The 12859-nt window shown below is 43.5% G+C and carries 9 protein-coding genes; 7 read left to right on the top strand and 2 right to left on the bottom strand.

Features of this window, described 5'->3' with window-relative positions; genetic code table 11:
• Positions 1-103: 103 nt before the first annotated feature.
• Positions 104-1705: an ABC-F family ATP-binding cassette domain-containing protein gene (locus BACINT_RS15720; protein ID WP_007664765.1), complete on the bottom strand. Its 1602-nt coding sequence runs from the start codon at positions 1703-1705 to the stop codon at positions 104-106.
• Positions 1706-2168: 463 nt separating this feature from the next.
• On the opposite strand from BACINT_RS15720, the gene BACINT_RS15715 reads away from it, so the two are divergent.
• Positions 2169-4307, top strand: coding sequence for a GAF domain-containing hybrid sensor histidine kinase/response regulator (locus tag BACINT_RS15715; RefSeq protein WP_007664756.1), 2139 nt, complete (start codon positions 2169-2171; stop codon positions 4305-4307).
• 10 nt (positions 4308-4317) lie between these two features.
• On the opposite strand, the gene cdd is transcribed toward BACINT_RS15715, so the two are convergent.
• On the bottom strand, positions 4318-4797 hold the full coding sequence (gene cdd, locus BACINT_RS15710; RefSeq protein WP_007664754.1) for a cytidine deaminase: 480 nt from the start codon (positions 4795-4797) through the stop codon (positions 4318-4320).
• Positions 4798-4895: 98 nt separating this feature from the next.
• On the opposite strand from cdd, the gene BACINT_RS15705 reads away from it, so the two are divergent.
• From BACINT_RS15705 to BACINT_RS15680, 6 genes are all read left to right on the top strand, one after another.
• Positions 4896-5822 carry a glucosaminidase domain-containing protein gene (locus BACINT_RS15705; RefSeq protein WP_007664752.1) on the top strand — a complete coding sequence of 309 codons (927 nt, stop codon included), beginning with the start codon at positions 4896-4898 and terminating at the stop codon, positions 5820-5822.
• 520 nt (positions 5823-6342) lie between these two features.
• Positions 6343-7590 (top strand): efflux RND transporter periplasmic adaptor subunit, encoded by a 1248-nt coding sequence (locus BACINT_RS15700; RefSeq protein ID WP_007664743.1) that lies wholly within the window; start codon positions 6343-6345, stop codon positions 7588-7590.
• Between the two features lie 87 nt (positions 7591-7677).
• On the top strand, positions 7678-8949 hold the full coding sequence (locus tag BACINT_RS15695) for an ABC transporter permease (protein ID WP_007664742.1): 1272 nt from the start codon (positions 7678-7680) through the stop codon (positions 8947-8949).
• A 3-nt stretch (positions 8950-8952) separates the two neighbouring features.
• Entirely contained in the window at positions 8953-10212 is a 1260-nt protein-coding gene (locus BACINT_RS15690; protein ID WP_007664740.1) for an ABC transporter permease, read from the top strand.
• A 24-nt stretch (positions 10213-10236) separates the two neighbouring features.
• Positions 10237-11553 (top strand): ABC transporter permease, encoded by a 1317-nt coding sequence (locus tag BACINT_RS15685; RefSeq protein WP_007664738.1) that lies wholly within the window; start codon positions 10237-10239, stop codon positions 11551-11553.
• 5 nt (positions 11554-11558) lie between these two features.
• On the top strand, positions 11559-12854 hold the full coding sequence (locus tag BACINT_RS15680) for an ABC transporter permease (RefSeq protein ID WP_007664737.1): 1296 nt from the start codon (positions 11559-11561) through the stop codon (positions 12852-12854).
• The last annotated feature ends 5 nt before the right edge of the window (positions 12855-12859 follow it).

Genomic DNA, 12859 nt, shown 5'->3' with positions numbered 1-12859 from the left:
GGTCTCTGCTATGCGTTACTTTTTTATTTGAGACGAACCGGATGGGTTTGTAGACGAAACTCGGAAATAGCAGCTAAAGCTTGCTCTGCTTTTTCTATACTTACTATCTTTCTAACTTAACCCATGATTTACAGTTTATTTCTTTCAGGAATTCCTTATCATGTGATATGGCAATCACCGTTCCTGTATAGTCCCGGATGGTTGCCGTAATAATCTCGATGCTTTCAATATCCAGATTATTGGTCGGTTCGTCCAGTATGAAAACATCCGGGGTATTATCTGCAATCATCAGACAACAAAAGGAGAGACGCATCTTTTCTCCACCACTAAGCAATTTGCAAGGCTTGTTCCATGTAGCTACTGGAAAAAGGTAACGGTTCAATATCGTTTTCAGTTCATGCTCCGGTAGATGACGACGGTTGAAATGGTCCGCCTGTTCCAGAATGCTATATTCATTATGGATAAGAGAGTATTCCTGATCCAGATAAACAGTGCTGAAATCAATGCGGTCGAGTGTTCCGTTGACGGCAGCGAGTTCGCCGCAAATCAGCTTTAGCAATGTAGTTTTACCACTGCCGTTATTGCCTTCAATATAGAAGCGGTCGCCACTCCGTAACTGAAAGCTTAACGGTGTTGTCCACATGGGGTGGGGAACATCCGGATATTGAAAGTTCATTTCTTTTGCAGTAGCCAATATTTTACCTTCGTGCAGAGTGGAGGCATTGAAGTTTGTTTTTAGTTTCTCTGCAAGGGGAAGAGTACTTTTTATGTTTTGCATATCCTGCTGTAGCTTTTCTGCTTTCTCGGTATGTACACTTTTTAGTTTATTGGTACTTACTTCTGCTCTGTTTTTCATGGCACCCATCATAATGCGGGGGATGCCTTTTTTGATGGCGGCCTTTTCGCCCCGTACATTCTGTTTTGCCTTTTGTTCCGCCAATTCACGGGCAGTTTTCCGGGCAAGCCGCAGGGCTTTTTGTTTTTCTTCCAGTTGCTCTTGCAGGGCATTCAGTTGGATTCCCTTTTGCTCCTTAAAGAAATCGTAATTGCCGCCATAGAAAGTTAGTCCGTTAGAGGATAATTCACAAATGGCAGGTAACCGGTTTAGTAAGGCGCGGTCATGGCTGATGACGAGTACAATGGCCGGAGTGCGCCGTACAAAGTCATATAACCGTTGCCGCCCCATTGCGTCCAGATGGTTTGTTGGCTCATCCAGCAGAATAGCGACAGGTGAATGTAATTCCATGCCGGCGAGGAAGATACGCGTTTTTTCTCCCCCGCTTAATCCGTCCATCAGACGGGAGAGGGGAATGTCATTCATTCCCCAGGCCGACAGGGCAGCTTGGGCACGTTCTTCAATATTCCAGTCATCATTCAGTGTGGCAAAATGCTTTTCGGATACATCTCCGTTCAGGATGGCATGCAAGGCTTCCAGTTTGCCATCTATTCTTAAAGCCTGTGCAATGGTTCGGTCATCATATTGCCCGAAATGTTGAGGCACATAATAGAGATGTTCCGGGTGGCTGACCGTTCCGGTTGTAGCAGATAAATCACCTGCAATAATCCGCATTAAAGTGGATTTTCCGCAACCGTTGTTTCCGGTTAGCGCCATTTTATCTCCCGGGTTGATAACAAGGTTCAAATGTTGGAATAAGACTTCTTTGTCGGAATGGACATAACTAAGATCTCTGATAATAATACTCATGGTAAATACTGTGTTTAAAGAGGTGAATACACTGTACCAAAAAGTGCTTTGGATACAATAAAATCTCGATTGTGGAGGGAATAGACAAACACAGTATTGGCTAAACATTCACGTTTGTGATGCTCAGCGTTCTGAATTATAAAGCATGTAAAAAGTGATGTTTACCGAAATGTTTGTCTTTACTTGGAAATTCTCATCGTAGTAATTATTAGTTAGTGGGTGCAAAGATAGGTATTTCTTTTGGATATTGCAATATTACTATCAAAAGGGGGATATTCTGAGTGCTTCGATAAGCTTTCGATTATTAGCCTTTTAGGTAAAATACCGTTTTTAAGAAGATTTTCTTAAATTGTAGAATAAAACCATATATTTGCCAAATAAAACTATATATTTGCAAAATATAAGGTGTATCTCGGCAGAGAACAATTAATCATTATATTTAATTTATCTCAATAAATCTCGTATGAAATCTACTGATTCCGAACAAGAAGGAGTCGGCATGGAACTGGAACAGTACCGTAACCGGCTCGAACAAATGGTCGAAGAAAAATCTAAGGACCTGATTGCCATTCAAGAGAATCTGGAAGCAACCAACCGGCGGCAGGCATTATTCATAAAAGTGTTGCAAATATTACAACTGGAACCGGATATACCTACAGCCATGAATATGGCACTTGCTGAAATAGGCCGTTATACCGGTGTTGACCGATTGGCAACATGGGAAAACCATCTTGACGGGGTCACATACGGATGCACCAACGAATGGTGCAACGATGGTATTGAGCCGGCCATAGATTACCTGCGGAGTATGACCATTGAAGCGGGAAAGCCGTGGTTTGATATGCTCGAAAAGAATCATATCATCTGTACGTCCGATATCTATTCGCTCGATCCCTTTATTACCCAGATGCTCGAAGTACAGGGTGTAAAAGCCATTGCCGTTTTTCCTCTGTCGCAGTTAGGGGTGCATTTCGGTTTCCTGTCATTTAACTTCTGCTGGAATAAGCAGTGGGATGAAAAGGACGTGGAGTTAATGAGTCAAATATCGCAAATTGTATCCACTGCTACAAAACGCTGGCAGGTAGAAACGTCTCTGCAATTGTCTCAACGAACTATGCAAAAGGTATTGGATAACATCAATGCCAATATTTTTGTTTGCGATTATGATACACAGAAGGTACTCTTTGCAAACAAACCTTTCCGCGAAGAAGCCGGACAGGTTTCGGAAAATGCAGAATGCTGGAAAATGCTGAATGCAGGACTGAATGGTTTGTGTGCGCATTGCCCGAAACCACAGTTACTCGATGCCAACCGTAAGTTCACAGGTGTTCATTTCTGGGAAGACTACAATCCCGTTACCGAACGCTGGTATACCATTCAGAGTATGGCGATAAAGTGGCTCGACGGACGATGGGCAATCATGGAATTGGCTACTGATATCACTACCCGTAAGCAGGTAGAATTGGAGTTGATTCAGGCTAAGGAAAAAGCAGAAGAATCAGATAGGCTAAAATCGGCATTCCTTGCTAATATGAGCCACGAAATACGTACTCCTCTGAATGCTATTGTGGGCTTCTCGAGCTTGCTTGCCGAAGCCGATGATGATGAGCGTGAATCGTATATGTCTTTAGTAGAGGAGAACAACGAACTGTTGCTCAACCTTATTTCTGACATTTTGGATATTTCTAAAATAGAGGCCGGTACGGTGGAACTCACTATAACAAGGGTGGATTTACCCCGACTTTGCCGTGAGGTAATTTCCACTTGTTCACACAAAAAACATGAGGAAGCGGTAGTACTGTGTTTTGACGAAAGCTCACCACAGATAATGGTTGATGCCGACAAGAACCGAATCATGCAGGTACTTTCTAATTTCGTAACGAATGCCTTGAAATTTACGACCAAGGGATCGGTTACTCTTTCCTATAGATTGGAAAATGACACTCAGGTGCGTTTCTGTGTGACGGATACCGGTAAGGGTATTCCTGCTGAACAGCAGCATGAGATTTTCAATCGTTTTGTAAAACTCGACTCATTTTCGCAAGGTGCTGGTCTTGGATTGTCTATATGCCAGAGTTTGGTAGAGCGAATGGGAGGAGAGATTGGAGTAGAATCCCGTGAAGGAGAAGGTTCGTGTTTCTGGTTCACACATCCATATACACTTGATGCCTCATTGGACTCGGATACTGTAATAAAGGGTGGTGACCAGGTTATAAAGATCATCTCAAGAAATTATAAACCTCTGATTCTGGTGGCCGAGGATATAGACAGCAACTATTTATTGATCGAGGCACTTCTCAGAAAGGATTATCGTTTGCTGAGAGCACATGATGGTAATGAGGCTATAGAGCTTTTCAATACTCAATCTCCTGATCTTATATTTATGGATATGAAGATGCCGGGTATGAACGGAATAGATACAGTCGTTATGTTAAGGGAAGGCGGTGCCCGGGTACCCATCATTGCACTTACGGCATTTGCTTATGACGATGATAGGGCATTGGCACTCAATGTGGGTTGCAATGACTTTTTGACCAAACCTGTTTCGCCACTTGAGTTACGCAGGATGGTCAGTAAATGGATAGAGAAAGAAACTAAATAAATCAGAAGGATTACTCCATGGAAGATGCGTCGAATGATAGAGGTAACAAAGCACCTACATTCTTCATTTCATAGATACCTTTTTTCCCGAAAAGTAAAATGCGCATGGGATGCTTGAATCGTTTTTCCGTTTCAAGCATTACCTGGCGGCATGCACCACAGGGAGGAATCGGATCATCCAGGAAATCCCGTTCATTGCATGCGGCAATGGCAAGAGTTTCTACTGCCTGGTCAGGATATTGGGAGTTTGCATAAAATAAAGTGGTACGTTCGGCACAAAGTCCTGACGGGTAAGCTGCATTCTCCTGATTGGTACCTGTGACAACTGTACCGTCTGCCAACCGTGCAGCGGCGCCTACTGAAAAGTGTGAATAGGGGGCATAGCTACGCCGGGTAGCCTCGCGCGCTGAATCTATGAGTTGGCGGTCGGCATCATTTAATTCACTATAATCGTATATTTTAATGTCAATTTGTAAGGTCAAATCTTTCATAAGGCAGTGATGTATATTGTAATTAATGTTACAAAGTTAGAAAAGAGATTGGTAATTCCAATTCTTTTTAAGATTTTTGTACCTCAACTTATATTGCTATGAATAGAATGAACGCTATCAGACTCACTGCAATCCTGGCACTTCTGGTTTGTACCGTTGCCGCTCAGGCGCAGCGCAAGAATGCCCGTTACGTGGAATATATAGAGAAGTATGCTCCGCTTGCCGTACAACAAATGAAGGAACACAAGATACCTGCCAGTATTACTCTGGCTCAGGGACTTCTTGAAAGTGGTGCCGGACAAAGTGCATTGGCACGCAAAAGTAATAACCATTTCGGTATTAAGTGCGGTAGTAACTGGCGTGGACGCACAGTGCGTCATGATGACGATGCCCGCAATGAATGTTTTCGGGCTTACAGTAATCCCAGAGATTCTTATGAAGATCATTCTGCTTTTCTGAAGCGGGGTGCACGTTATGCATTCCTGTTCGATTTGAAGGTTACGGACTATAAAGGTTGGGCACGTGGTTTGAAGAAAGCCGGATATGCTACTGATCCCTCTTATGCGAACCGTCTGATAACGATTATAGAGGATTATGAACTTTATAAGTATGACAGTCGCGGTATGAGTAATCGTGAAAACCGTAATTGGGAGAAAGAACTGAAGAAGAAACCCTGGCTGGCTAATCCGCATCAGGTATATATAGCTAATGATATAGCCTATATCGTAGCTCGTGACGGTGATACTTTCCGCTTATTGGGCAAGGAGTTCGATATCAGTTGGAAGAAGCTTGTGAAGTACAATGACCTGCATAAGGATTATACGTTGGAGGCGGGTGATATCATCTATCTGAAAGGTAAGAAAAAGAAAGCTTCTAAGCGGCATACTGTTTACATCGTGAAAGATGGCGACTCCATGCATACCATCTCGCAAAAGTACGGTATACGGTTGAAGAACCTGTATAAGATGAACCGGAAAGATGATGAATATATTCCTGAAGTGGGAGATAGGTTGAGGCTGAGATAACAGGCATTTCTGATTGGCATAAAAGGGGAATAGAATCTACTTGCTACGGATTAGATTCTATTCCACTAATTATTAATCTCCGTACCGCATCCAACTAATAATTAATTTCCTAATTATTATTCTTACAATATCTGTTGTAAGAAACTTATATAATTATTGTATGATACTTTTATATCTGTTGTAAGAAAGAAAAATATTTGTGGTAAGAATAGTTTTTAGTATCCGTGATATTAGTTTGTAGGCACTCCGATATTAGTTTCTAGTATCTTCGAAATTAGCTTTTAGTATCTTTGAAATTAGCTTGCTTCGTTGCCATTCAAAGGCTTATTGATTTATCCGAAAATGTACAGGGTGTTCGATATCGGACACCATTCTTTTTTCTCTATCTTCTTGTTTTCAGCTATTTACGTTTTTGGCACGCATTTAGTATATATAAATAATGTGAATAATATGCCTGTTCGTTTTTGAAAGCGGGCGAAGGCTGAAAACTTATAAAATAATAAATAACTCAATATTCAACATGGACAGAGAAATACCAAAAGCAGTGCGTAACAAAGAACGCAACAAGAAAATTATCCGTTACGGAGGCATCGGCGTGGCAAGTATAGTCGTTATCAGCGTACTCATTTCATTGATGCGTACGGGAGTGAAAGCAAAAGACCTGGTACTTTCCACAGTAGATAAAGGCACGATTGAAGTCAGTGTAAGTGCATCCGGAAAAGTGGTACCGGCTTTCGAGGAGATTATCAACTCTCCTATCAATACCCGTATCGTCGAGATATATAAGAAAGGTGGCGATAGTGTGGATGTAGGTACGCCGATCTTGAAACTTGACTTGCAAAGTGTAGAGACAGACTATAAAAAATTGTTAGACGAAGAGCAGATGCGCAGCTACAAATTGGATCAGTTGCGCGTGAACAACCAGACCAAACTGAACGACCTGTCTATGAAGATTAAGGTTTCCGCCATGCAGTTGAATCGCAAGAAAGTGGAGTTGCGTAATGAGCAATATCTTGATAGCCTGGGTTCGGGAACTACGGATAAAGTGCGCCAAGCAGAACTTAGCTATAACGTAGCCCAGTTGGAATACGAACAGCTGAAACAACAATATGATAATGAGAAAGAAGTGCTTGCTGCCGAATATAAAGTTCAGGAGTTGGATTTCAGCATCTTCCGCAAAGGTCTTGCCGAGATGAAGCGAACGCTGGATGATGCACAGGTTCGTTCTCCGCGCAAAGCTATCCTTACCTATATTAATAACCAGATCGGTGCACAGGTTTCTCAGGGAAGCCAGCTTGCCGTGATTTCTGATCTTAGCCATTTCAAGGTGGAAGGTGAAATAGCAGATACGTATGGTGACCGTGTGGCTGCCGGTGGCAAAGCGATTGTGAAGATTGGCAGTGAGAAACTGGAAGGTACGGTCAGCAGTGTGACGCCGTTGTCAAAAAACGGAGTGATTTCTTTCACTGTACAACTGAATGAGGATAATAACCGTCGTTTGCGTTCGGGATTGAAGACGGATGTATATGTGATGAATGCCGTGAAAGAAGATGTGATGCGTATCGCCAATGCTTCTTATTATGTAGGACGTGGCGAGTATGATCTCTTTGTGTGTGACTCTGATAAAGAAATCGTGAAACGTAAAGTGCAACTGGGTGATAGCAACTTTGAGTTTGTTGAAGTTATCAGTGGCTTGCAGCCGGGTGACCAGGTGGTGGTGAGCGACATGAGCCAGTATAAAAATAAGAATAAACTGAAGTTGAATTAGCTACAAGCTACGAGTTACAAGTACCTTTTGGGGTGAGGGTTGCAGCAACTCGTGGCTTGTAACTTATAGCTTGAAAATAAGAAAGATATGTTGAGGATATATTTGAAGCAAGCGTGGAGTCTGCTGAAAGAAAATCCGTTGGTTAGCGGACTTTCTATTGCCGGAACAGCATTGGCTATAACTGCTGTAATGATGATTATTCTTGTGATACAGGTGCGCCTGGCAGAGTATGCACCGGAGACAGAGCGTAGTCGTATGTTGCACATAATTGCAACCCGTTCTTTCATGAAAAGTAATGATGGGAACTGGAATAATGGAGGAATGGGAAAACGTGTGGTACGTGAGCTTTTCTATAATCTGAAAACTCCGCAGGAGGTGAGTGGCTATACCCGTAACACGGTATCCGTTAGTTCCGTTGCCAAACGTACCTTTACAAAATACCGGGCTACCTATACAGACGAACGTTTTTGGAAAATATTCGATTACACATTTCTGAATGGCGCTCCTTTTACATGCGAAGACAATGAAAGTGGCATTCGTAAGGCAGTTATCAGTGAGAAACTGGCACGCCGCCTCTTCGGTAAGACGGAGGTAAAGGGACAGAGATTACTTGTTAATCGGACAGAATACACGGTATGTGGTGTGGTGAAAGATGTACCTCGTACTGCCCGTTACGCCTATTCGGATGTATGGTTGCCCTATAATTCGAGTGCTGCTATGGAGACGGCTGCCAATGTGTATGAGGGGCTGGTAGGTCCTTTTAATGTTGTGATGCTGGCACATGACACCGATGATTTTACCGCTATCCGTGCAGAGGTGGATAAGGTTACCAAACAACTGAATACGAATACGTCGGAATATGCTGTCAGTTTCTTTAACGGACCGATGACTAATCTGGATCTGTTGGTTACCAATAATAGCGGTTTTGTTAATGAAATTCCCTATAGCAATTGGGTTTTGCAACAAGGCAGTTTCATGTTTTTCCTATTGCTGCTTCCGGCGCTCAATATGATTGGCATTACACTGGCTAACTTTCGTAAACGGCGTGCAGAGATAGGTGTTCGTAAAGCGTTTGGAGCGAGTGCAGGTAATGTTTTCCGTCAGGTCCTCGATGAGAATCTCATAATTACTTTCATCGGTGGTATATTCGGACTGATGTTCTCCATCGGTGTCTTGTTACTGACACGTGATATCTTCTTTCCGTCAGGTACGGAATTCAACGCGGAGATGCTGATACGTCCGGAAACATTTCTGGTGACTTTGCTTTTCATCTTCCTGCTGAACCTGCTATGTGCCGGCATTCCTGCCTGGCGTGCCGGAAAGTATAACATTGTCAAATCGTTGAACAATCAAGAATAAACCATGATACGTCATCTTATCACTCTGATATGGAACCAGCGCAAACAGAATGGCTGGATATTTGCCGAACTGGCATTGGTTTTACTGGCTGTCTTTATGATTACGGATGGCGGGTATAGTAAATACACTCTTTATAATGAGCCTTTAGGTTATAACATCGATCGTTGCTGGCGGCTTCATCTGGAGGAAATGGAATCTGATAACGAAGATTATACAGGCGAGGACGAGCGTGGAGCCAAATGTTGGGAACGTATCACGGAATTGACTCGACGACTGATGAATACCGGTGAGGTGGAGGCTGTGGGATGCAGCTTTTACAGTTGCCCCTACAGTCAGGGAAATTCGTGGACGAGCGTTGAACCGGCAGGTGCGGATAGCGTCAATGCTTATTCGGAATCTTTGCACCGCCAACTGGGTGATGTCGGTTTCTTTGAAGTTTTCGGCATTCATGACGTGAATGGAAAACATATCCGCGAACTGGAAAATCCGGCAAAAGATGAGGTTATCCTGACGGAGAAGGTAGCGCAGAAATTTTTCGGTGGGAAGGAACCGCGCGGGCGGTTGGTAAATACCGGCGAATTGGACGGGACGCCTGTACTGGCTGTTGCCCCTACTATTCGTGAGAATGATTTTGAACCGGCTACTCCCACGTTTTATATCAAAGCTTCCGGTTCTACGATGGAGGAGCTTTTCGAGTGGTATCGTCCTTCTTCATTGGAATATTCGCTACGCATGAAGCGTGACATGACACAGACTGAGATGGAAGAATGGCTTGCTTCTTTGGGTGAACGGTTGACGTCCGGCAATATCTATGTAAATGCTGTAACAGGTTTTAAAGAAATGCGTGCCGATCGTATAGATTATGTGATAACGGATTGGCAAATGGTACAACTCATTGTCGCCTTCTTGTTGCTGAATGTGTTTTTCGGCGTTACCGGGACTTTCTGGATGCGTACACAGGCACGCCGTTCGGAAACGGGATTGCGTATGGCTGTCGGTGCGTCGAAGGGGCGGGTTGTATTCTGGCTCAATACGGAGGGATTATTAATTCTGTTACTGGCGTTGATTCCTATCATTATTATCGTGTTCAATTTCCATCACATGGATTTATTGAGTACTAAAGTTCCTTATACGGCAGGTCGCTGGATTGTAGATTTTGCTATTTCATTGGGAACTCTCGCAATGATGATTGTATTGGGCATTGCGGTGCCGGCACGCTGGATTATGAAAGAGCAACCGGCGGAAGCATTGCATCACGAGTAGACAAATAACTTAATATATTCAGGGATGGTAAAAATCTATTTGAAGCAAGCATGGGTCTTGTTGAAGCAGAATCCGCTTTTCAGTACCCTTTATATAGTCGGTACAGGGCTGGCTATTGCTATGACCATGATTGTTGCTGTGATTTACTACGTTAAAGTAGCTCCGGTTTATCCGGAGGTGAATCGCATGCAAACGCTTTATCTGACTTCTGCAAGCTTTCAAAAAGGAACGGAGCAGAATAAACAGACTTTTCAATGGGCCGTTTCTTATCAGGCATTACAAGAGTGGTTTTATCCGTTGAAGAATGCTGAGGTTGTTTCGGGGTTCATGAATAACAGGTCAGATGACAATTATATTCAACCGGTCGACCGCAGTGGGGATTTTACAGTAAGTTTAAAGTTGGTTGACCCGAATTTCTTTCGCATCTATCCATTTAATTTCTCGGAAGGTAAGCCTTTTACTACGTCCGACCTTGAAAGCGGTATCTGTACGGCTGTCATAACAGAAGAACTGGCTCGTCGTCTGTTTGACACGGCCGAAGGTGTGGTGGGACGCTCATTCAGTTTGGATTATGTCAATTATCGCGTTTGTGGTGTTGTGCGTAGTGCAAGTTATCTGACTTCGGATTCATACGCTCAAGTCTATATTCCTTATAGTGTAATTCCTAAATATCGTGACTCCAATTATGGAATACCTTATTTAGGTGCATTTGGTGTTACTTTTCTTGTAAAGGACGATGCGCAAGCCGAAGCGTTGCGTGCCGAAATTCAGGAAATTGTCCGTAAGGAAAATCTGTTGCATGCGGATGAATGGCAGGTGAATCTTTGGGAGCAACCTACTTCCCATTTGCAGCGATTGTTTAAACCTTATCCTAGTATGACAACCGGTGCATGGGCACAGATACGTTATCTCCTTTTAATATTGCTGGTGCTCCTGCTGGTTCCTGCCTTGAATTTGAGCGGAATGATAGCGAGCCGTATGGAAAGCCGCTTGTCGGAGATGGGAGTGCGTAAGTCATTCGGTGCCGACCGTGGCGGATTACTTTCACAAGTGATGTGGGAGAACCTCTTATTGACATTGTTGGGTGGTGTATTGGGATTATTGTTGGCGTGGTTCGCCCTGTATACTTGTCGTGAGTGGGTATTTATGATATTGGAAGACTGGGCCGAACCGGTTCCGGAAGGAGTGAATGTGCTGGTTTCCGGTGAGGTGCTGTTTGCCCCGGCGGTATTTGTTGTTGCTCTTTTGTTCTGTATCTTGCTGAATTTATTATCAGCATTGATTCCGGCATGGTATGCACTGCGGAAGCCGATTGTGTATTCATTGAATGAAAAAAGATAAAGAATATGCTGAAACTTATATTAAAGAACCTGTGGGCACGCCGTCGCCGTAATGGCTGGTTACTGGCGGAATTGATTCTGGTCAGTATTGTTACGTGGATTATCCTTGACCCGGTTATCGTGACGACGTATGACCGCAGTATTCCTTTAGGCTATGACACCGACCGCCTTTGTCTTGTTACTCTCAGTACCTTGCAGCCACAAGCGCCCGGTTATGATGAAGAGGCTGAGGATTCGGCCATGATTATGAAATCTTACTTCAATCTGACGCGACTGGTTAAGGACTATCCCGGCGTAGAATCGGCTACTCCGGTATTGGGTTTCGCTTATCCCAATTCTACGGGGAATGCCAATACATCTATTCGTGCGGAAGGTGACACATTGGATTTGCCGGTAATGATTATGGAATTTATACCTCATACGAATTTCTTCGAAACTTATGGTTTTCGTTCCGGACGAGGCAGGACACCGGCCGAATTATCGGACTATGACTATACGGAAAATGACATCGTAATAACTGAAAATACGGCTGAACATTTGTTCCACACTAAAAATGCGGGTAATAAGCGTTGTTGGTCCAGAGAGGGGAATGATACAATTTATTCGCCGGTTATTGGTGTAGTGGGAAACTTTAAGGCAACCAGTGACTCCCGTCCGGCTCCTGTCATTTTTCGTCCTTTGATATCTATCGATATGGAAGATGCTTACGATGATATGCGGATATTGCTTTGTCTGAAAGAGAATGTGAGTATGAAGCGTTTCTTGCATGATTTTCAACCGTGGATGGTGAAAGAGTTGCGGGCCGGTAATCTTTTTGCCCGTAACGTCCGGTCTTATGAAGCATTGATAACGAAAAATGAGTCTTATGATGTTACGCCGATGTATCGGCGTAATCTGGCAATGGCGGCATTCTTTTTAATTAATCTTTGCTTGGGTGTTATCGGTACTTTTTGGTTACAGACACGTACTCGCCGCGAAGAAGTGGGAGTGATGCTTTCCTTTGGCGGTACGCCGGGATATATTGTCCGCTTGTTGATGGGTGAAGGAGCGGTGTTGACGTTTGTAGCTGCACTGACGGGCTGCTTGCTTTATTTGCAATATGCTGTCAAAGAAGGACTGGAGAGGGGGAACAATTGGAGGCAGATTATTAATGAATGTTGGGTTACGGATTTCACGCAGCATTTTCTTATCGTGTCGTTCATTGTTTTCTTTATCCTGTTGGCGGTGATATTGATCGGGATCTATATTCCTGCTCGTAAGATTAGTCGTATTCCACCGACAGAAGCATTACGTGATGAATAAATAAA

Source organism: Bacteroides intestinalis DSM 17393 (assembly GCF_000172175.1).
Taxonomy (GTDB): domain Bacteria; phylum Bacteroidota; class Bacteroidia; order Bacteroidales; family Bacteroidaceae; genus Bacteroides; species Bacteroides intestinalis.
Note: the sequence above shows the minus strand (reverse complement) of the source record. Positions and strands in the feature narration are given on the sequence as shown.

Bases quoted from the DNA above. Each gene is read 5' to 3' on its own strand.
- BACINT_RS15720 (WP_007664765.1), bottom strand. From the start codon at position 1,705: ATGAGTATTATTATCAGAGATCTTAGTTATGTCCATTCCGACAAAGAA.
- BACINT_RS15680 (WP_007664737.1), top strand. From the start codon at position 11,559: ATGCTGAAACTTATATTAAAGAACCTGTGGGCACGCCGTCGCCGTAAT.
- cdd (WP_007664754.1), bottom strand. From the start codon at position 4,797: ATGAAAGATTTGACCTTACAAATTGACATTAAAATATACGATTATAGT.
- BACINT_RS15690 (WP_007664740.1), top strand. From the start codon at position 8,953: ATGATACGTCATCTTATCACTCTGATATGGAACCAGCGCAAACAGAAT.
- BACINT_RS15715 (WP_007664756.1), top strand. From the start codon at position 2,169: ATGAAATCTACTGATTCCGAACAAGAAGGAGTCGGCATGGAACTGGAA.
- BACINT_RS15685 (WP_007664738.1), top strand. From the start codon at position 10,237: ATGGTAAAAATCTATTTGAAGCAAGCATGGGTCTTGTTGAAGCAGAAT.
- BACINT_RS15700 (WP_007664743.1), top strand. From the start codon at position 6,343: ATGGACAGAGAAATACCAAAAGCAGTGCGTAACAAAGAACGCAACAAG.
- BACINT_RS15695 (WP_007664742.1), top strand. From the start codon at position 7,678: ATGTTGAGGATATATTTGAAGCAAGCGTGGAGTCTGCTGAAAGAAAAT.
- BACINT_RS15705 (WP_007664752.1), top strand. From the start codon at position 4,896: ATGAATAGAATGAACGCTATCAGACTCACTGCAATCCTGGCACTTCTG.